The 20,037-nt window shown below is 71.8% G+C and carries 14 protein-coding genes; 6 read left to right on the plus strand and 8 right to left on the minus strand.

The genetic code is table 11. The annotated features are described in order from the left end of the window. Positions 1–173 precede the first annotated feature (173 nt). Positions 174–1,550: an ATP-binding protein gene (locus tag ASG87_RS07590; RefSeq protein WP_162258331.1), complete on the minus strand. Its 1,377-nt coding sequence runs from the start codon at positions 1,548–1,550 to the stop codon at positions 174–176. A 300-nt stretch (positions 1,551–1,850) separates the two neighbouring features. On the opposite strand from ASG87_RS07590, the gene ASG87_RS07595 reads away from it, so the two are divergent. Then, complete coding sequence (locus tag ASG87_RS07595; RefSeq protein WP_056003246.1) at positions 1,851–7,115, plus strand: ESPR-type extended signal peptide-containing protein; 5,265 nt, start codon at positions 1,851–1,853, stop codon at positions 7,113–7,115. An 80-nt stretch (positions 7,116–7,195) separates the two neighbouring features. Next, on the plus strand, positions 7,196–9,163 hold the full coding sequence (locus ASG87_RS07600) for a S8 family serine peptidase (protein ID WP_056003249.1): 1,968 nt from the start codon (positions 7,196–7,198) through the stop codon (positions 9,161–9,163). A 657-nt stretch (positions 9,164–9,820) separates the two neighbouring features. Here ASG87_RS07600 and ASG87_RS07605 read toward each other — a convergent pair. After that, positions 9,821–11,302 carry a transglycosylase SLT domain-containing protein gene (locus ASG87_RS07605; RefSeq protein WP_056003252.1) on the minus strand — a complete coding sequence of 494 codons (1,482 nt, stop codon included), beginning with the start codon at positions 11,300–11,302 and terminating at the stop codon, positions 9,821–9,823. 133 nt (positions 11,303–11,435) lie between these two features. On the opposite strand from ASG87_RS07605, the gene ASG87_RS07610 reads away from it, so the two are divergent. Both ASG87_RS07610 and greB read left to right on the plus strand, forming a co-directional pair. Further along, complete coding sequence (locus tag ASG87_RS07610; protein ID WP_056003255.1) at positions 11,436–12,944, plus strand: helicase HerA-like domain-containing protein; 1,509 nt, start codon at positions 11,436–11,438, stop codon at positions 12,942–12,944. A 187-nt stretch (positions 12,945–13,131) separates the two neighbouring features. Beyond that, a complete protein-coding gene (gene greB / locus ASG87_RS07615; protein WP_056003258.1) occupies positions 13,132–13,635 on the plus strand; it encodes a transcription elongation factor GreB in 504 nt (167 codons plus the stop codon). A 37-nt stretch (positions 13,636–13,672) separates the two neighbouring features. On the opposite strand, the gene ASG87_RS07620 is transcribed toward greB, so the two are convergent. From ASG87_RS07620 to rimO, 4 genes are all read right to left on the minus strand, one after another. Next, positions 13,673–14,179 (minus strand): hypothetical protein, encoded by a 507-nt coding sequence (locus ASG87_RS07620; RefSeq protein ID WP_157510946.1) that lies wholly within the window; start codon positions 14,177–14,179, stop codon positions 13,673–13,675. A gap of 82 nt (positions 14,180–14,261) precedes the next feature. Beyond that, the gene (gene phnD / locus ASG87_RS07625) at positions 14,262–15,299 is read right to left on the minus strand and encodes a phosphate/phosphite/phosphonate ABC transporter substrate-binding protein (protein WP_082582826.1); all 1,038 of its coding nucleotides are present in this window, start codon (positions 15,297–15,299) and stop codon (positions 14,262–14,264) included. A 91-nt stretch (positions 15,300–15,390) separates the two neighbouring features. Beyond that, the gene (locus ASG87_RS07630; RefSeq protein WP_056003264.1) at positions 15,391–16,200 is read right to left on the minus strand and encodes a DUF3025 domain-containing protein; all 810 of its coding nucleotides are present in this window, start codon (positions 16,198–16,200) and stop codon (positions 15,391–15,393) included. Between the two features lie 11 nt (positions 16,201–16,211). Continuing rightward, positions 16,212–17,549: a 30S ribosomal protein S12 methylthiotransferase RimO gene (gene rimO / locus ASG87_RS07635; RefSeq protein WP_056003268.1), complete on the minus strand. Its 1,338-nt coding sequence runs from the start codon at positions 17,547–17,549 to the stop codon at positions 16,212–16,214. Positions 17,550–17,668: 119 nt separating this feature from the next. On the opposite strand from rimO, the gene ASG87_RS07640 reads away from it, so the two are divergent. Further along, complete coding sequence (locus ASG87_RS07640) at positions 17,669–18,322, plus strand: dienelactone hydrolase family protein (protein WP_235499591.1); 654 nt, start codon at positions 17,669–17,671, stop codon at positions 18,320–18,322. Then, entirely contained in the window at positions 18,319–18,735 is a 417-nt protein-coding gene (locus ASG87_RS07645; protein WP_056003271.1) for an HIT domain-containing protein, read from the plus strand. Before ASG87_RS07640 ends, ASG87_RS07645 begins: the two co-directional genes overlap by 4 nt. Positions 18,736–18,810: 75 nt before the next feature. Here ASG87_RS07645 and ASG87_RS07650 read toward each other — a convergent pair whose 3' ends face one another. After that, entirely contained in the window at positions 18,811–19,311 is a 501-nt protein-coding gene (locus tag ASG87_RS07650; protein WP_056003376.1) for a hypothetical protein, read from the minus strand. A gap of 98 nt (positions 19,312–19,409) precedes the next feature. Further along, positions 19,410–19,979 (minus strand): dCTP deaminase, encoded by a 570-nt coding sequence (dcd, locus tag ASG87_RS07655; protein ID WP_056003275.1) that lies wholly within the window; start codon positions 19,977–19,979, stop codon positions 19,410–19,412. Between the last annotated feature and the right edge of the window lie 58 nt (positions 19,980–20,037).

Consider the following 20,037-nt stretch of genomic DNA (forward strand, 5'->3'; position numbering starts at 1 on the left):
GGCAGAAGACGCTTTCAACAGCCGAAGGGCTGGTCATCCAGCGACTTCCCCTTCCCCAAAACCTAAAGGCACTGGATCCCAGCTTGGCCGGCCCTGCGGCCGTTGAAAGCCGCCGGGATGACGCTTCGTAGGGGATAGGAGCCTTTGAACAGGCTCCAACGCCAAAGCGCGGATCAGGCCGCGCGCTCCGCGAAATCCGCAGCGACTGCCGGCAGGCGCACGATGAAGGTCGAGCCGCGCTCCGGCGCGCTCTCCACCGCGATGCTGCCGCCGGCCTGGCCGACCAGGTCGCGCACGATCGACAGCCCGAGCCCGGTGCCGCTGCCGGCCGACTTGGTGGTGTAGAACGGCTCGAAGATGCGCCGGCTCACCTGCGGCGTCATGCCGTGGCCGTCGTCGCGCAGCACGATCTCGACGCCGCCGTCCGCCAGCGGGCCGGCCTGCACGGCGAAACCGCCGCCGGCCGGCATCGCGTCGCGCGCGTTGGCCGCGATGTTGAGCACCATCAGGTCGAACTGGCCGCGGTCGAAGCGGATCGGCAGCTCCGCCTCGGCGAGCGCCAGCGAGACCGCCACCGGCGAGGCGTCGAACAGTTGCCGCAGCATCGGTTCCAGCTCGCGCAGCGCCTGCCCGGCGTCGAACACATCCGGCCGCACCACGTCCTGGCGGCTGAAACCGAGCAGCTTGCGGCAGATCGCGGCGCCGCGCCGCGCCGCCGTCTCGATGCCCTCCATCGCGCGCAGCATGGCGCCCGCGCCGTCGCGGGCCAGCCGCTCGCGCTGGCCGGCGTAGCCCAGCACCACGCTCAGCACGTGGTTGAAATCGTGCGCGATGCCGCCGGCAAGCCGGCCTACCGCTTCCATCTTCTGCGCGTGGATGAGCTGCGCCTGCGCGCGCTCGCGCTCGCCCATCTCGTGGCGCAACTGGTCGTTCAGCGCGGTCAGCGCGCGGCCGCGGCTGACTGATTCGTCCAGGCTCTCGCGCAGCGCCGCCACGCAGCGGTCGATGACCACGGTGATCACCAGGTAGCGCAGCACGATGTGCGGGATGTTGCTGATGCCGCGCACCCAGTCGTCGCCGGCGGCGGCGAAGCGCAGCGCGTCGGTGGCCGCGCCGGCGCCGAAGATCGCCATCAGCAGCGCGAACATCAGCCACAGCGTGCGCCGGCCCAGCATCAGGCCGCCTAGCACCACGGTGAGTACCGGGATGGTCGGGTCGGACAACTGGCCGTGCAGCCCGACTGCCGCGTAGGCGATCAGTTGGGACACGACCTCCGCCCACAGGAACAGCTTCACCGCACCGCGGAAGCGGCCGCGCCGCACCATCGCGAACGAGCACCAGGCCACCGCCGCGGTGACCAGGCTCATCGCCAGGTCGACCATGCCGCCGGCGCGCTTGGGCAGCCCGACCACGAACTGCAGATAGGCCCAGTTGAGCACCACCAGGGTGCCCATCATCGCCATCAGCACCTGGAAGAACGGCGCGTTGCGCCTGTCGACCGGATCGGCCACCTCGACCCGGCCCAACCAACCCACGACACGTCGCCACATTACCGATACCCCACGCAACGTACGCCGGCCACCCCGATGAGACCGCGCGTTGCCGCGCAGCCTTTGGCCGCCCGGACGCCCGACTCTAGCCCGCCCCTCCATGGTGAGCAAATGTGAGGATCGGCGAGCACTTGCGCGTGACCGTGCACGCGCTCCGCCCTACGTTCGGCGCTCTCGATGTTGCACGCGCCGCGGCCGCCGGCCGCGCGCGCCATCGGCGGGGAGGCACGCCGCTCCCTGCGCACTCACCGGTTCCGCAGCCACCGGCCGCACGGCCATCGACCACTCTCGGGGAGCAGCATGAACACCATCCACAGCAAGGTCTGGAACGCAGCGTTGGGCGCGCTCGTCGTCGCCTCGGAACTGGCGAGGGCCGCCAGGGGCGCCCGCCACGGCGGCGGCCGGCCGCGCCGCGCCATCGCGGCGGCCGGCGCGCTGTCCTGCGCGGTCGCGCTGGCGCTCGCCGCGCCGCCCGCACGCGCCGACGTCTGCAGCGGCACCTTCGCCCCCGGCACCGGCCCCACCGCGGCCAGCAGCGCGTTCGCCTGCGGCGCCCTCGCCGCCGCCACCGGCGAATACGCCACCGCCTTCGGCAACCGCTCGCTCGCCTCCGGCGACTATGCCAACGCCATCGGCTACAAGAGCCAGGCCACCGGCAACTACAGCATCGCCAACGGCTACGACGCGCGCGCCACCGGGCAGGACGCCAGCGCGCTCGGCCGCGGCAGCCGCGCCGACGGCGCCGACAGCATCGCCATCGGCCGCGACAGCGCCGCCAGCGACGACAGCGCCATCGCGCTGGGCACCGCCGCCCAGGCCAGCGGCGCTTCCAGCACCGCGCTCGGCGCGCAGAGCCAGGCTGCGGCGCAGTACGCCACCGCGCTGGGCTGGGGCAGCGTCGCCGACGTCTACGGCGCGCTCGCCGCCGGCCACAACGCACTGGCCGGCGGCGAATGGAGCGTGGCGCTGGGCGAGTTCGCCACCTCGTCCGAACGCGGCGCGATCGCGATGGGCGGCCGCGCCCACGCCGGCGGCGAGGCCAGCGTGGCGATCGGCGGCGCCTTCGACTCCTTCCTCGGCTTCGTCAACACCCGCTCCATGGGCGCGCACTCCACCGCCGTGGGCGCGGGCGCGCGCAGCGACGGCAACTACTCCACCGCGCTCGGCGATGAAACATTCTCCGAGGCCGACTACAGCACGGCGCTGGGCGGCGCCGCGCACGCCAGCGGCGTGCAGAGCACCGCGCTGGGCACCCTGGCGAAAGCCTCCGGCGAAGGCAGCCTCGCCAGCGGCGTGAACAGCCAGGCGATCGGCGAACTGAGCAGCGCACTGGGCTGGAACGCCACCTCGCAGGGCGCGGCCAGCCTCGCCGCCGGCGTCTACAGCCAGGCCGACGGCACGTACAGCGTCGCGGTGGGCAACGCGGTGCCCTATGGCGGCCTCGACTACCGCACCTATGCCGGCGGCCTGGCCGCCGCCGCGTTCGGCCCCGGCGCGGGCGCCGAGGGCGACTACAGCCTGGCGGCCGGCGCGCTGAGCGACGCCAGCGGCAAGGACAGCGCCGCGCTAGGCGCGCGCAGCCTGGCCGCCGGCGCGCGCAGCGTGGCGGCCGGCGCCGATGCCGACGCCGAGGGCGACGACGCGCTCGCGCTCGGCAGCACCGCCTACGCGGTGGGCACCGGCGCCGCGGCGCTCGGCAGCGGCGCGTTCGCCCTGGGCGAGCAGGCCACTGCCGCCGGCTACGGCAGCAGCGCCAACGCGCCGCGCGCCACCGCCTACGGCGCCGGCAGCCAGGCCGCGGGCACGGACGCCACCGCGGTCGGCGCGGGCGCGCTCGCCACGGCCGACTCCGCCAGTGCGGTCGGCGGCCAGCTCGACTACGACTACCTCGACCCGGAGACCCAGCAGCGCGTGACGCTGGCAGGCGGCACCGCGGCCGGCGGCAGCGCGGCCAGCGCGTTCGGCGCCGGCGCGCAGGCGGGCGGCGACCTCGCCACCGCGCTAGGCGCGGCATCGAGCGCCTCCGGCCTGTGGGCGACCGCGGCCGGCTCGCGCGCCAATGCCTCCGGCGACAACAGCGTCGCGCTCGGCGAATCGGCGCAGGCCTCCGGCGTGGAAAGCACCGCCGTCGGCGGCAGCCGTCCGGCGGGCCGCGTGCTCGGCCACGTCGCCACCAAAGCCGCGGGCGACTTCTCCTCCGCCTTCGGCAACGCCGCGCAGGCCACCGGGATGTACGCCACCGCGCTGGGCTGGAACGCCTTCGCCACCGAAACCAGCGCCACCTCGGTCGGCGAATCGGCCATGGCCAATGCGCGCCGTTCGAGCGCGCTCGGCGGCCTCTCGTTCGCCAATGCGGAAGGCGCTACCGCGCTCGGTTACTACGCCTTCGCGCTGGCCGACCAGAGCGTGGCGCTGGGCACGGGCTCGGTGGCCGACCGCGCCAACGCGGTATCGGTCGGTGCCGGCGAGAACATCGACGGCTTCCCCGAAACGCGCCAGATCACCCACGTCGCCGCCGGCACCGAGGCCACCGACGCGGTGAACCTCGCCCAGCTCGACGCGTTGTCCGACATCGTCGGCAGCGCCAGCCACTACCTCGCCGCCAACGGCGCCGGCGACGGCAGCGACGATGCACAGGCGTCGGGCGAGCACGCCACCGCGCTCGGCGCGGGCGCTTCCGCCGCGGGTACCGGCGCCTCGGCCTTCGGCAGCGGCGCGTCCGCGCTGGGCGAGCTGGCGACCGCCGGCGGCTACGGCAGCGTCGCCGGCGCGAAGTGGAGCACCGCCTACGGCGTCGGCAGCCAGGCCACCGGGCAGAGCGCGGTCGCCGTCGGCGGCCAGATGACCGTGATCGACGGCAGCACCTGGGAAGAAAAGACCTGGTCCACCGAGGCCAGCGGCCAGGAAAGCACCGCCATCGGCACCGCCGCCCACGCGACCCAGTACGGCAGCACCGCGCTCGGCGTGGTGTCCGAAGCCAGCGGCGAAAGCTCGACGGCGCTGGGCCAGGCCAGCACCGCGCGCGGCGACCAGAGCGTGGCGATCGGCGGCCAGGCGCGCGCGCGCGGCGTGTTCAGCACCGCGCTCGGCAACTGGTCCGAGGCGCGCGGCGACCGCACCATCGCGATGGGCGGCATGGCCGTCGCCGACGCCACCGAGAGCCTCGCCTTCGGCGGCCTGTCGGCCACCGGCGCCGTGCAGGGCGTGGCGCTGGGCTGGAACAGCCTGGTCCTCCCGGGCGCCGCCGGCGGGCTGGCGCTGGGCGCCAACAGCGAGGTCGCCGCCGGCATGGAGAACGCGGTGGCGCTGGGCAACTTCTCCTATGCCGACCGGCCGAACGCGGTATCGGTGGGCACGCCGGCGCGCACGCACGACGGCCAGTTCCCCGAATCGGTGGCGGCCCTCGACCGCCAGATCACCCACGTCGCCGCCGGCACCGAAGCCACCGACGCGGTGAACCTCGCCCAGCTCGACGCGCTGTCCGACAGCGTCGGCAGCGCCAGCCACTACCTCGCCGCCAACGGCGCCGGCGACGGCAGCGACGATGCGCAGGCGCTCGGCGACTACGGCACCGCGCTCGGTTCCGCCGCCTTCGCCGCCGGCTACGGCGCCTCGGCCTTCGGCAGCGGCGCGTTCGCCCTGGGCGACCTGGCGACCGCCGCCGGCTACGGCAGCGTCGCCGGCGCGAAGTGGAGCACCGCCTATGGCGTCGGCAGCCAGGCCACCGGGCAGAGCGCGGTCGCCGTCGGCGGCCAGATGGAAGTGGTCAACGGCACCACCTGGGAACACGAGATCTGGTCGACCCAGGCCAGCGGCAAGGAGAGCACCGCGATCGGCACGGCGGCACATGCCACCAACTATGCGACGGTGGCGGTCGGCATGACCTCCGAGGCCAGCGGCGACGGCGCCGTGGCCGTGGGGCCGGCCAGCACCGCGCGCGGCGACCGCAGCATCGCCATGGGCAGCCAGGCGCGCGCCTACGAGGTGCTCGGCGTCGCCATCGGTGCCAACGCCAAGGCCGGCGCCGCGCGCAGCGTCGCGCTCGGCGAAATGGCGATCACCGGCGGCGACGGCAGCCTCGCCCTCGGCGGCATCTCCGCCGCCGGCGGCAACCAGAGCATGGCGCTGGGCTGGAACAGCATCGCCTTCCCCACCGGCGGCCTCGCGCTCGGCACCCGCAGCGAGGTGGCGCCCGGCGCGGAGAACTCGGTGGCGCTGGGCGCCGACTCCTACGCCGACCGCCCCAACACCGTCTCGGTGGGCTCGCCGGCGCGCACCCACGATGGCCAGTTGAAGGCGCCGGTCAAAGCCATCGACCGCCAGATCACCCACGTCGCCGCCGGCACCGAGGACACCGATGCGGTGAACCTCGCCCAGCTCAAGGATGCCGGCCTCGTCGACGGCGACGGCAACGCCGTGGCGGTGGTGAGCTACGACAGTGGCAGCGACAAGGGCCGCGTCACCCTGGGCGGCGGCGACGGCACGGTGATCGCCAACCTCGCCGCCGGCACGCAGAACGGCGAGGCGGTCAACGTCGAGCAGTTCAAGTCGCTGGCGGCGACCATCGGCGGCGGCATCTCGATGGGGCCGAACGGTTTGATCGGCACGCCCAGCTTCGCCATCCAGGGCAGCAGCTACTTCAACGTCGGCGACGCGCTCGGCGCGCTCGACGGCGCGGTCAGCGCGCTCGGCGGCCGCGTCGGCGCGCTGGAGCGGAACGGCGGCAACGGCAACGGCCACAACGCGCCCGGCGGCAGCGGCGACGGCCTGGCGATCGGCAACGATAGCCACGCCCGGGACGGACGCGACACCGCCGTGGGCAACGGCGCGCACATCGCCGCCGACGGCAGCACCGCGCTCGGCGCGAACGCGCAGGTGACCGACACCCTCGCCACCAACGCCGTCGCGATCGGCGCGGACAGCGCCGTCTCGAAGGCTTCCGGCACGGCGGTCGGCCAGGCCAGCCGTTCGGACGCCGCCGGCGGCACCGCCCTGGGCCAGGGCGCGCAGGTGCAGGCCGGCGCCGACAACGCGGTGGCGCTCGGCGCCGGTTCGGTGGCGACCGAGGCCAATACGGTGTCGGTCGGCAGCGCCGGCAACCAGCGCCGCGTGACCAACGTGGCGAGCGGCACCGCCGCCACCGACGCGGCCAACGTCGGCCAGGTGGACGAAGCGCTCGCCACCGCCAAGACCTACGCCGACGCCGGCGACAAGACCACCCTGGACAACGCCAAGAAATACACCGACCAGAAATTCGGCAACGCGGTCAGCAGCAGCGACTTCGACGCCTTCCGCAGCCAGGTCGACGACCGCTTCCACACCGTCAACCGGCGGCTGGACCGGGTCGGCGCGATGGGCACGGCGATGGCGCAGATGACCGCCAACACCTCCGGCCTGGCCGGCGACAACCGCATCGGCGTCGGCGCCGGCAGCTACGGCGGGCAGTCGGCGCTGTCGGTGGGCTACCAGCGCGCCTTCAACGCCAACCGCGCCAGTGTCTCCATCGGCGCCTCGGTGTCCGGCAGCGAGAGCACGGTCGGCGTCGGCGGCGGCTTCAGCTGGTGAGGGCCGGTTCCTTCCGCATCCCGGCCGCGGCCTCCGGCACGCGGCCATCCATCCAACCCGAACGAAGTGGGGAGCAATACATGAAGACATCCCGTCGGTTCCTGCGCCTCGGCGCACTCGGCGCCGCCCTGGCCCTGGCGATGCCGGCCTGCGCGCTGGCGGCCACGCCCGCCGGCACGCCCGCCGCCGCGCGCTTCAGCGTGGGCGGCCTGCAGCAAGGCCACAGCTACGACCGCTTCATCGTCACCTACCGGCCGGGCAGCGCCGAGCGGGGCAACCGCGCCGCCGTGCTGCAGAACGTGGGCACGGCGATCGCCCGCAGCGGCCTCGCCAAGCCGGTGCGCACCCTGAACGGCCAGGCGCTGCCGGCGCTCGGCGTGAACTACCGGCGCAAGCTGGCCGTGGGTGCCGATCTCGTGCAGACCACGCGCAAGCTCAGCGACGCCGAGGCGGCGGTGCTGATGCGCGAGATCGCCAGCGACCCGGCGGTGCGGTTCGTCGAGCCCGACGTGGTGATGCATGCGATCGGCGGCATGCGCACGCCGGCCGTGCGCAGCGCGGCGGCGCGGCCGGCGGCGTTCCCGCAGGACCCGCCCAGCGACTCGAAGTACGCGCAGTACCAGTGGGACTTCTTCAGCGCCACCGGCGGCGTCAACGCGCCGGCCGCGTGGCGGCTCGCCGACGGCGACGGCGTCACCGTGGCGGTGCTCGACACCGGCCTGACCCGCAACGCCGACATCGACTATTCGCTCGGCGACGCCGGCTACGACTTCCTCAGCGGCAAGGACTATTCCGGCCGCGCCGCCGACGGCCGCGCGGCGGGCGGCTGGGACCTGGGCGACTGGACCGCGGCCGGCGCCTGCGGCAACGGCTCACCCGCGGAAGACAGCAGTTGGCACGGCACCCACGTCGCCGGCACCATCGCCGCGCTCACCGACAACGGCGTGGCGCTGGCCGGCATCGCCGGCAAGGCCAAGGTGCTGCCGGTGCGCGTGCTGGGCCACTGCGGCGGCCCCACCTCGGACATCGCCGACGCCATCGTGTGGGCGGCCGGCGGCCACGTCGACGGCGTGCCGGACAACCCCCATCCGGCGCAGGTGATCAACATGAGCCTGGGCGGCGGCGGCTACTGCTACTCCGACTCGCTGTTCGCCACGGCGATCAAGCAGGCCAACGACCTGGGCACCAGCGTGGTGGTGGCCGCCGGCAACGACGGCTCCAACACCGCGAACTACTCGCCGGCGAGCTGCCCGGGCGCCATCGCGGTGGGCGCCACCGGCATCGACGGCGGCAAGGCGGAGTACTCCAACTTCGGCACGGCGGTGGCGCTGGCCGCGCCCGGCGGCGGCATCTGCCCCGACGACAACCTGCCCGATCCGGGTACCGGCATGTGCAGCGGCGGCTCGCCGCGCGACGACGGCTTCGTGTGGTCGCTGGTCAACAGCGGCGCCACCACGCCCGCCGACGACGTCGGCGACGGCTACGTCTACTTCGGCGGCATGGCCGGCACCTCGCAGGCGACCCCGCACGTCACTGCCACCGTGGCGCTGGTGCTCGACGCCATGCGCAACGCCGGCATGGACGCGCCGACCCCGGCGCAGGTGCGCCAGCTCCTGGTCGACAGCGTGCGCAAGTTTCCCAAGGTCCCGTCCAGCAGCACACCGATCGGCCCGGGCATCGTCGATGCCGCCGCGGCGATCGACCTGGCGCTGGGCGACGACGGCGGCGATCAGGCCACCACGCTGAGCAACGGCGTCGCGCTGGGCAACCAGTACGGCGCCGCCGGCGAAAGCCTCACCTTCACCCTGGACGTGCCCGCCGGCGCGCGCAACCTGAGCCTGCGCAGCTTCGGCGGCATGGGCGACGTCTCGCTGTACGTCGGCCTCGGCCGCGCGCCGGACGCCGCCAGCCACGACTACCAGTCCGTGCGCCTCGGCAACAACGAGACCGTCGTCGTCCGCACACCGCAAGCCGGCACCTACTACGTCCGCATCGTCGGCGAGAAACGGTTCAGCGGTGTCAGCGTGCTGGGGACCTACTCGCCCTGAGGAAACACTCGTTGCGCCGGCTGGCCTGGCGCAACGGCGCTCCGGCACGCCTGTCCCGATGCTTGGCAAAGCGTTGACCCCGGTTCAGGCCGGGGTCTTTTTTGGGGCACTGGCTCCCATGGCATTCACGCAGCGGACCTCGCCTACCCCGCCACGGCGTCATTCCAGCGACCAATGGCCGCAGGGCCCGGTCAAGCCGGAATCCAGTGCCTTCGCTTCGATGGCCCCCAAGTCGCTGGATCCCAGCTTTCGCTGGGATGACGGTATGGCGCGAGCAGCGGACCTTGCCTGCCCTGCCCCGGCGTCATTCCAGCGAGGCGCCTTTCAACAGCCGAAGGGCTGGTCGAGCCGGAATCCAGTGCCTTCGCTTCGATGGCCCAAAATCGCTGGATCCCAGCTTTCGCTGGAATGACGGCGCGGAGCAGCGCGACTCACGGCTCATCCGTCTTGGTATCGCTCAGGGCCGTTCCAGACCGAATCACCCGCAAACCCACCAAACCCACGCGGCGTCATTCCAGCGAAAGCTGGAATCCAGCGCCTTGCTTCGACAATCCCAAAGCCACTGGATCCCAGCTTTCGCTGGGATGACGGCCATGGGTCGGGATGACGAGCCGGTGCCAGTGCAGATACCGCCGAATCCCGAAAACCCTCCCCGCCTCAGCGGCAACTCGGCAACCGGATCGTCTCGCCGATCTTCAGGTGGTGCGTACGCATGCCGTTGAGCTTCGCCACCGCCTCGACGCTGGAGCAGCCGTGCTTGCGCACGATGCTGGTCAGCGTCTCGCCGCGCTTCACCTTGTAGCTGACCGTGCGGCTGCTGCGGGCGGGCGGCGCGGGCGGAGGCGCCGTGGGTGTCACCACCGGGATCACCGCGGTGTGCAGGTCGTTGGCGAGGATCGGCCACGGGCCGTCCACGCAGCGCGAGGCGTAGGCCTTTTCGAGCTGCTTGGGCACGACCAGCAGGCTGCCGGCCGGCTGGGTCGCCTGCGGGTCGAGCCGCGGGTTGAGGTTGCGCAGGGTGCGGAACCAGCCGTCGGTCATGCCGCCGGCGGAGCCCAGGCAGACGGTCAGCTCGGAGATCGAAGCCGGGCGCTTCAGGGTGACCCGGCCGGGCGCGCCGTTGATCTTGGGGAAGCGCAGGTTGTAGCTGTCCGGATGCAGGAACAGCCAGGCCGCCGCCAGCACCGCCGGCACGTATTCGCGGGTTTCCTGCGAGAGCTGGCTGTAGATCTTCGGGTCGTAGAAGCTCACCGACGTATCCGCGCCGACCATGCGCCGCATGCGTCCCTCGCCGCCGTTGTAGGCGCCCAGGCTGAGTTCGAGGTTGTTGTTGAAGATCTCCAACTGCTCGTTGAGATAGGCGGCATTCGCGCGCGCGGACTGCGCCGGGTCGAAGCGCGTGTCGAAGCCGCTGTCGCTGGTCAGGCCGAAGCGCATGCCGGTGGCGTACATGAACTGCAGCGGGCCGGCCGCGCCCGAGCGCGACACCGCGTGCACCTTGCCGCCGGACTCCTTCGCCATGATGCCGAACAGCAGCGCCTCGGGCAGGTCGGCCTTCTCGTACTGCGGCCACATCTCGTAGCGCATGAACTGGTAGTTCACCCAGGTATCCACCAGGTTGGAGCGCCACTGGGTCAGCCACATCTCCAGCGCCGCCTTCACCGGCCCGTTCATCGCGATCAGCTCGGACAGCTTCTGCCCGCGCAGCAGGGTCACGCTGCGCTGCGCCTGCGGCAGGCTCGCCGCGCCGGTCTTGCCGCTGCTGCTGCCTTCGGGCGCGTTGTCCGGCGTGTCCATGTCGTCGCCGGCGAAGAAGCTGCCGTCCTTCAGCCGCAGCAGGCGGTCGAACACCGAGAAGAACCGCTGCGGGTCGCAGCCGGGCGTGTTGCCGCACTGCGCGGCCGCGTTCTTGAGCTGGTCCAGCGCGGCCACCAGGGTCTTGTCCGACGCCTCGCCGTTGCCCTCGCGCGCCTGCTGCAACGCGGTCTCGTAGCCCTTGCTGGCCTGGTCGAGCTGGGCGTACAGGGCGTTGACCCCGGCCGACGGCCTGGCGCCGCCGGCGCTGGCGCAGGCGCCCAGGCCCAGGGCGACGGCCAAAGGAGCGAGACGCAGGAAACGGGCGGACGGGCAGGACGGCATGGTTCGGTTTTCGCGTACGGGAAACGACCACCATAACGCATGCCCGGCCCGCGATGCCAAACGCGCGGCGGCAGGCAACAGCGCGGCGGGGGTTGGCTACAATCGCCCGGCCACCACCGGACGGAACGCGCCCATGACTGACATTCTGATCGGCCGCAACGACAGCACCAGCGTCACCCTCGATCCCCGCTACGGCAACCGCCACGGCATGATCGCGGGCGCCACCGGCACCGGCAAGTCGGTGTCGCTGATGGTGCTGGCCGAGGGCTTCTCGCGGCTGGGCGTGCCGTGCTTCCTGGCCGACGCCAAGGGCGACCTGGCCGGCCTGGCGATGGCCGCCGGCGAGCCCGGCGAGAAGCTGAAGGCGCGCCTGGAAAAGCTGAAGCTGACCGGCTGGAAGCCGCAGGCCAACCCGGTGGTGTTCTGGGACATCTACGGCAAGCTCGGCCACCCGGTGCGCGCGACGATCAGCGAGATGGGCCCCACCCTGCTCGGCCGCGTGCTGGAGTTGAACGACACCCAGGAAGGCGTGCTGGAGGTGATCTTCAAGGTCGCCGACGACCAGGGCCTGCTGCTGCTCGACCTGGCCGACCTGCGCGGCATGCTGACCTTCGCCGCGGAAAACGCCAAGGACATCTCCACCCACTACGGCCTGATCGGTTCGCAGAGCATCGCCGCGATCCAGCGCGCGCTGCTGAAGCTGGAGCAGGATGGCGCCGACCGGTTCTTCGGCGAACCGGCGCTGGAACTGGCCGACCTCATGCGCCAGGACATGAGCGGCCGCGGCGTCATCAACGTGCTCGCCGCCGACCAGCTGATCATGAAGCCGAAGCTCTATTCCACCTTCCTGCTGTGGCTGCTGTCGGAGTTGTTCGAGCAGTTGCCCGAGGTGGGCGACCTGGACCAGCCCAAGCTGGTGTTCTTCTTCGACGAGGCGCACCTGCTGTTCGACGACTGCCCGCCGGCGCTGCAGCAGCGCGTCGAGCAGGTGGTGCGGCTGATCCGCTCCAAGGGCGTGGGCGTGTACTTCTGTTCGCAGAACCCGGACGACGTGCCCGGGGTGATCCTGGGCCAGCTCGGCAACCGCGTGCAGCATGCGCTGCGCGCGTTCACCCCGCGCGACCAGAAGGCGGTCAAGGCGGCCGCCGAGACCTTCGTCGCCAACCCGAAGATCGACGTGACCGAGGCGATCACCAAGCTCGGCGTCGGCGAGGCGCTCGCCTCCACGCTGGGCGACGGCGGCGTGCCGGCGCCGGTGGAGCGGGTGCTGGTGACCTCGCCGTGCTGCCGCATCGGCGCGATCACCGAGGCCGAGCGCGCCACCGTGCGCCAGCGCTCGCCGGTGGGCGGCAAGTACGACACCGCGGTGAACCGCGAATCGGCCGCCGAGATGCTCGCCAAGCGCGCCGGCGACAAGGCCGCCGACGTGGCGGCCGCCGCGAACGGCGCCGCCGCCAGCGGCGCCACCGCCGACAACACCTCCGGCTGGGGCTCGGCGGTGCGCGACGCGCTGCTCGGCACCAAGCGCCGGCAGGGCATGATCGAGACGATGGGCAAGCAGGTGATGCGCACGATGGGTTCGCGCCTCGGCCAGCAGATCGTGCGCGGCGTGCTGGGCGGCATCTTCGGCGGCAAGCGCTGAGCGGGCAAGGCATGGGGCGGAACGGAAACGTCGCGGCGCTCCCGCCGTCCGCGCGGCACGCACCCGACGGCACCGGCCATCCGCCGCGCGGCGCGGCGCCATGCCATTGCGTGGCACTGCCGCCGCCAGTCGTTCGCGGCTCGCCCGGCCGTCCCTTCGCCCGGCCGCGACCCGCGCAGGTGCGCCCGTGAGCCGCTGGCGCCCTCCCTCGCCGTCCTCGACCGCGATCATCACCCGCGCGGGCTTCGAGCGGCTGAAGGCCGAGCTCGACCATCTGTGGCATACGCTGCGGCCGGAAGTCGTCAAGGCGCTGGCCGCCGCCGCGGCCGAAGGCGACCGCTCGGAAAACGCCGAGTACACCTACCGCAAGAAACAGCTCGGCGAGATCGACCGCCGCGTGCGCTATCTCAGCAAGCGCATTCCGTCGCTGAAGGTGGCCGAGGGCGCGCCGGCCGACCGCGACGCGGTGTTCTTCGGCGCGCGCATCGAACTGGAAAACCTCGCCAGCGGCGAGAGCCTGCATTACCGCATCGTCGGCCCCGACGAGACCGACGCGAAGCTCGGCTGGATCAGCATCGATTCGCCGCTGGCGCGCGCGGTGCTGAAAAAACGCGTCGACGACGAATTCGAGGCCGAGCTGCCGGGCGGCCGCACCGCGTTCGTCATCGTCGAAGTGGGCTACGAGGACTGATGCCCGCCGCACGCGGCGGGCATCCCCGCTGCTTTTCCTACTGGCCGCCGCCGCTCGACTGCAACGCGGCGATCTGCGACTGGTGCGCCTCGTAGAAGCTCACGTTGGCCTTGTTGACCTTGCTCTGGTCGATGTACTGCGCCATTTCCGGCTGGCTGCGCGACTGCACCACCAGCGCCGCGTTCATCAGCGCGATGTTCGCCAGCAGGAATTCACGCGGCGTGAAGCCGTGCTTCTTGATCAGCGGCGCGATCCGCGGGTCGCTGCCGACGGCCTGGTTGGCGAGGTCGTCGAGGTTGTGCACCTGGGCATTGGCCGGCGGCTGCTGCGGCTTGATGCCCTGCGCGCGTGCCTCCTTGGTGGCCGCGACGAGGCGGTTGAACACGTCTTCGTTGAGGTTGTAGCTGGCGATCGCCTGCTTGTCGGCCTCGGGCAGGCCCGGCGCCGCGACTTGCGCCTGCGCCCACAGCGGCACGATCGACACCAGCACGGCGAGCAGCGGAAGCAGCACACGCATGCGAAGAAGGCGGGACGGCATCTTCATCGGCAATTCCTCGGGATCACGGTCGTGGCCGTCGAGACTAACACCGCAGGGATGCCTGCAACGGCGCGGCGCCAGCCACGGTTCAGCCACCCTGCAGCCGCCGCAGCGCCGTGCGGTAGTCGCGCTCGATCTGCGCCAGCCGCGCCCGCTTCGCCTGCTCGCTGACCCAGCGGCCGTTGCGCGCCTGCTGGCGCAACAGGGTGAATTCCATCTCGATGAAAGGCCGCAGCACCTGGTCGTCGGCGGGTGCGAAACCGGCCAGGTCGGGAATCCGCGCCAGGTTCTGCCGCTCGCGCTCGCCGGCGGCGCCCGGCGCCTTGCCGTAGCCGCGCATGAAGGCGATCAGTTGGCTGCGCAGCGGCTCGGCCATGCCCTCGCGCACGATCAGCACGCCGGAGGGAATCAGCCGCGAGCGCCAGATCACCTTGATCTGCGCGGCCTCGCGCGGGAAGTTGCGGCCGAACAGGTCGAGGTCCGGATTGTTGCTGCTGGCCACGTCGACCTCGCGGTTGACCACCGCCAGCGCGTTGTTCTGGTGGTTGGCCACGCTCACGCGGGCGAAGAAGGTGTCGGAGTTGAGGCCGCGCGGCGCGAACACCTCGGCCTCCGGCGCCACGTAGCCGGTCACCGACATCGGCTCGCCGCGGCCGTAGCGCCAGCGCCCGGGCTGCGCGAGCAGGTCGTCCAGCGAGCGGATCGGGCCGCCGTCGCGCACGATCAGCATCGCCACGTTGCCGGCGACGCCGTCGTTGCGCACGAACTGCGCGACCACCTGCATGTGCTGGCGCGTCACCGCCTCGATCGCCAGCCGGCCGGACACGAACGCGATGTCCACGCGCTGCCCGGAGATCGCATTGGACAGGCCAGCGTAGCTGCTGACCGAGACCGTGCTGACGGGATGCTCCAGCCGCGAAGCCAGGTCGGCCAGCAGCGGGCGCCACTGTTCGCGCGACTCCGCGGCGCTGCCGATCGGCAGGATGCCGAAGCGGATCGCGGAGGCGTCGGGTCCGGCATCGGGTCCGGCGGCTCGGGCATCGAGGCCGGCCAGGCACAGGCCGGCGGCCAGCAGCCACAGCCGGACAGCCCGGCCGTGCCGGCGCGGCAGCCGCTTCCCGGTCATGCACGTTGGCATTTCCGTCCGCCCCCGAATGCCCTTCGTCCAGTCGGCTGTATAACCGCGATCGGCGGCAACGGCAACCCGCGCCCGCCGTTCAGTCCAGCCGCAGCGGCGGCGGATAGCAGCGGCCGGGCCGGCGCGGCTGGTAGCAGGCCGCCATGCGGTGGAAGGCCTCGCTGTCGTTGCCCGGATGCCATCCCGGCATGCCCGACAGCGGCAGCGGGCGCAGTTCCTGCGGGTCGCGCAGCAGCCGGCCGGCGGCGATCGCGCCGGCGCAGGCGTCGAGCGCGCGGCGCATGTCGCCGTCGGCCGACACGAAAGGCAGCGCCTTGCCGACCAGCAGCTTGCCCGGCGTCAGGGCGTGTTCCAGCAAGGCATGGCCGAACACCGCCACGTCGGCCGAACCGTCCAGCCATGCCTCCCGCCGGCGCCAGAACAGCCCGTGCCAGTCGTGCGCATCCCACAAGGCCAGCAATGCGGGATCGCGCAGCAGCACGACGCAGCCGGATTCGTCGAACAGCGTCATCGCGCACTGCGGGCGCGAGCGCTGCCGGGAGCCCATGCGCGCCAGCTCGTCCACCTGCTGCGCGTTCAGCGCCCGCTTCAGGCGTGGATGGCGCAGCCAGACCAGCGCATTGAACAGGTCGTGCCAGTTGCCGGCGCGGGTGGCGATGCGCCCCGTCTCGGCAATGCGCTGCTCGTAGTGCAGGCCGTCGGCCAGCAAGCCGCGGTCCTGCTCCGCGAAGCGCGTGCGCGCATCCGCCGGCCACAGGGCGTTCAGCGCGTCGACCGCCGGCCAGTCCGGCGAACGCAGCAGCGCCGCATGCGCGTGCCACGACGCCAGCGGCGGACGGTCGAACACCTGCGGATCGACCTCGCCGCGCTGCGGCGCCACGTAGCGCATCGCGCGGATGCCTAGACCAGTTGCAGCGCCGGATGGGCCAGCCGCGCGTGCAGGTCGTGTTCGTCGGCGGCTTCCACCACCACCTCCACGAACTGCCCCGGCCGCAACTTCTGGCCGTCGGCGATCAGCACCGTGCCGTCGATCTCCGGCGCATCGGCGGCGGAGCGCGCGACCGCGCCCGCGGCATCGGCCTCGTCCACCAGCACCTTGATGGTGCGGCCGATCTTGCGCTGCAATTTGGCGGCGGAGATTTCCGCCTGCACCGCCATGAACCGTTCGAGGCGGTCTTCCTTCAGCTCCTCCGAGACCGGGTCGGGCAGCTCGTTGGCCCTGGCGCCCTCCACCGGCGAATAGGCGAACGCGCCGACGCGGTCCAGCTCGGCCTCGCGCAGGAAGTCGAGCAGTTCCTCGAACTCCGCGTCGGTCTCGCCGGGAAAGCCGACGATGAAGGTGCTGCGGATGGCGAGGTCGGGCACCGCCTTGCGCCAGTTGCGGATGCGCTCCAGCGTCTTGTCGATGTTGCCCGGGCGCTTCATCAGCTTGAGGATGCGCGGGCTGGCGTGCTGGAACGGGATGTCCAGGTACGGCAGGATTTTTCCCGCCGCCATCAGCGGCATCACCTCGTCCACGTGCGGATACGGATAGACGTAGTGCAGCCGCGTCCACGCGCCCAGCTCGGACAGGCCCTCGCACAGCTCGGTCATGCGCGTGCGGTACGCCTTGCCGCGCCACTCGCGCCCGGCGTACTTCACGTCCACGCCGTAGGCACTGGTGTCCTGCGAGATCACCAGCAGTTCCTTCACGCCGCCCTTGACCAGCTTCTCGGCCTCCACCAGCACCTCGTCCACCGGGCGCGACACCAGGTCGCCGCGCATCGACGGGATGATGCAGAAGCTGCAGCGGTGGTTGCAGCCCTCGGAAATCTTCAGGTAGGCGTAGTGCTTCGGCGTCAGCTTGATGCCGGTGTCGGGCACCAGGTCCAGCAGCGGGTTGCGCTTCGGCGGGATCGCCGTGTGCACCGCGCCCATCACGCTGGCGTAGTCCTGCGGGCCGCTGATCGACAGCACGTCCGGATAGGCTTCGCGGATCAGTTCCGAGCGCTTGCCCAGGCAGCCGGTGACGATCACCTTGCCGTTCTCATGCAGCGCCTCGCCGATCGCGTCCAGCGACTCCTGCACCGCCGCGTCGATGAAGCCGCAGGTGTTCACCACCACCGCATCGGCCGCGTCGTAGCGGGGCACGATCTCGTAGCCCTCGACCTTGAGCTGGGTGAGGATGCGCTCGGAATCGACCAGCGCCTTGGGGCAGCCGAGGCTGACGAAACCGATCTTGGGAGAAGCCTGCGACATGGCCGTCACTACCGTAGACATGCGGGAAACCGGCAATTATACGTGAGCGGGCCGGCCTTTCCCGGGCGGCTAGAATGGGCTTTTCGCCACCGGGAAAGACCGTGGGCCAGCAGATCAGCATCCCCACCGCCGGCACCCAGTGCATCGGCGCCTACCTCGCCCAGCCGCAGGGGCGACCGAAGGGCGGCCTGGTGGTGATCCAGGAAATCTTCGGCGTCAACGCGCACATCCGCAGCGTCGCCGACCGCTTTGCCGAGGCGGGCTACACCGCGATCGCCCCCAGCTTCTTCGACCACCTGGAAAGCGGCGTCGAGCTGGGCTACGACGAGGCGGGCTACGCCAAGGGACGGCAGTTGATCGGCGAACTGGGGCTGGACCGCGCCGTCGAGGACGTCGCCAGCGCCGCCGAGGCGATCGCCTCGGCCGGCCGGATCGGCACCGTCGGCTATTGCTGGGGCGGCACCGTCGCCCTGCTCAGCGCGCTGCGGCTCGGCCTGCCCTCGGTGAGCTACTACGGCGCGCGCAACGTGCCTTTCCTGGGCGAGCGGCCGAAGGCGCCGGTGATGTTCCACTTCGGCGAGAACGACCCCGGCATCCCGCCGGACATGGTGGCGAAGCACCGCGAGCTGCTGCCGCAGATGGAGACGTTCGTCTATCCCACCGGCCACGCCTTCAACCGCGACATCGATCCCGGCCACTACGACGAGGCCAGCGCGAAGCTCGCCTTGCAGCGCACGCTGGATTTCTTCGCCCGCCACCTGGCCGGCGAATGAGCGCCGCCGGCTTCGCGCTGGACCCGCGGCTGGCCGCGGACACCGTGCCGGTGGCGGAGCTGCCGCTGTGCACGCTGCGCCTGATGGACGACGCGCGCTTTCCCTGGCTGGTGCTGGTGCCGCGCCGCGCCGGCATGGTGGAGATCGCCGACCTCGCCGCGCAGGATCAGGCCGCGCTGTGGCAGGAAGCGAGCCGGGCCGGCGCCGCGCTGCGCGCCGCCGGCCCGTGCGACAAGCTCAACCTGGGCGCGCTCGGCAACATCGTGCGCCAGCTCCACGTGCACGTGGTGGCGCGCCGCGAGGGCGACGCGGCATGGCCGGGGCCGGTATGGGGCAGCGGCCGCGCCGAGCCCTATGCGGCGGCGGCGCGCGATGCGCTGCTGGCCCGGCTGCGCGCGGCGCTGGAGCATTGACGGATGCGACAACGCCCGCGGATCGCTCCGCGGGCGCTGCGCTCCGCACGGCGCCCGGCAGGCGCCCGCGGCCGGTTACTGCTGCTGTTGCTGCTGCGAGCCGAAGCCGCCGCTGCTGGCCTCGCGCCCCTTCAGCTCGTCGTTCATCTTCACCGGCGCGTGGTAGTCCTCCAGCGCGCGCGCCTTGGTCTCGACCGGGTTGATCTTCTTCAGCGTGCCCTTGTCGTCGTAGTAGACGATGAAGCCGTAGTCCAGCTGCATGCGCGCCATGAACTCGAGGTGCTGCTTGCGGATCTTGGATTCGTCGCTGGAGGTGAGCAGCACGGTGCGGGGCAATTTGCCGGTGTCCTTCAGGTAGGCGAAGTGGCTGCCCGTGTCCAGCGCCGACAGCACCGCGCCGTCCACCAGGAACTGGCCGCCCTTGTAGGCCTGCAGGGTGACGTCGAACTGGCTCTTGGCCTGTTCGGTGGCGACCTCGTCCTTGGTGCTGCCCCGGTGGCAGCCGGCCAGCACCAGCAGGCTGGCCAGCATCGCGGCGGCGCAGGTGCGCGTCAGCAGCGTGGAAAAGCGGATCATGCGGATCTCCTGCATCGTTGCGATTTCGGTAACCGTCGGAGTGTAGCGCGGGCCGCCGGCGCCGACGCGCCGCGGCGGACGCGCGTTCAGGCGTGGGCTCAGGTCCGCGGCAGGGTCACGCCCTGCTGGCCCTGGTACTTGCCGCCGCGGTCGCGGTAGCTGGTCTCGCATTCCTCGTCGGATTCGAAGAACAGCATCTGCGCCACGCCCTCGTTGGCGTAGATCTTCGCCGGCAGCGGCGTGGTGTTGGAGAACTCCAGCGTCACATGGCCTTCCCACTCCGGTTCCAGCGGGGTCACGTTGACGATGATGCCGCAGCGCGCGTAGGTGCTCTTGCCCAGGCACACCACCAGCACGTTGCGCGGGATCCGGAAGTACTCCACCGTGCGCGCCAGCGCGAACGAGTTGGGCGGGATGATGCACACGTCCGAGTGCACGTCCACGAAGCTGTTCGGGTCGAACGACTTTGGGTCGACGATGGTGGAGTTGATGTTGGTGAACACCTTGAACTCGCGCGCGCAGCGCACGTCGTAGCCGTAGCTGGAAGTGCCCCATGACACCGCGCGGACGCCGTCGTCGCGCAGCTTCATCTGGCCCGGCTCGAACGGCTCGATCATGCCGTGCTGCTCGGCCATGCGGCGGATCCACTTGTCGGACTTGATGCTCACTCGGGCTCCCGTTGCTTGCGTGGTCCGTCCGGCGGCGGCGCGGGGCGGAAGATGCGGA

The sequence above is a fragment of the Frateuria sp. Soil773 genome (genome assembly GCF_001428405.1).
Taxonomy (GTDB): Bacteria; Pseudomonadota; Gammaproteobacteria; order Xanthomonadales; family Rhodanobacteraceae; genus LMSL01.

What these genes read in the sequence shown, in the direction of transcription:
- ASG87_RS07605 (WP_056003252.1), bottom strand. Translation starts at nt 11,302, where the DNA reads ATGCCGTCCTGCCCGTCCGCCCGTTTCCTGCGTCTCGCTCCTTTGGCC.
- ASG87_RS07650 (WP_056003376.1), bottom strand. Translation starts at nt 19,311, where the DNA reads ATGATCCGCTTTTCCACGCTGCTGACGCGCACCTGCGCCGCCGCGATG.
- ASG87_RS07645 (WP_056003271.1), top strand. Translation starts at nt 18,319, where the DNA reads ATGAGCGCCGCCGGCTTCGCGCTGGACCCGCGGCTGGCCGCGGACACC.
- ASG87_RS07610 (WP_056003255.1), top strand. Translation starts at nt 11,436, where the DNA reads ATGACTGACATTCTGATCGGCCGCAACGACAGCACCAGCGTCACCCTC.
- rimO (WP_056003268.1), bottom strand. Translation starts at nt 17,549, where the DNA reads ATGTCGCAGGCTTCTCCCAAGATCGGTTTCGTCAGCCTCGGCTGCCCC.
- ASG87_RS07595 (WP_056003246.1), top strand. Translation starts at nt 1,851, where the DNA reads ATGAACACCATCCACAGCAAGGTCTGGAACGCAGCGTTGGGCGCGCTC.
- ASG87_RS07590 (WP_162258331.1), bottom strand. Translation starts at nt 1,550, where the DNA reads ATGTGGCGACGTGTCGTGGGTTGGTTGGGCCGGGTCGAGGTGGCCGAT.
- ASG87_RS07620 (WP_157510946.1), bottom strand. Translation starts at nt 14,179, where the DNA reads ATGAAGATGCCGTCCCGCCTTCTTCGCATGCGTGTGCTGCTTCCGCTG.
- ASG87_RS07630 (WP_056003264.1), bottom strand. Translation starts at nt 16,200, where the DNA reads ATGCGCTACGTGGCGCCGCAGCGCGGCGAGGTCGATCCGCAGGTGTTC.
- ASG87_RS07600 (WP_056003249.1), top strand. Translation starts at nt 7,196, where the DNA reads ATGAAGACATCCCGTCGGTTCCTGCGCCTCGGCGCACTCGGCGCCGCC.
- phnD (WP_082582826.1), bottom strand. Translation starts at nt 15,299, where the DNA reads ATGACCGGGAAGCGGCTGCCGCGCCGGCACGGCCGGGCTGTCCGGCTG.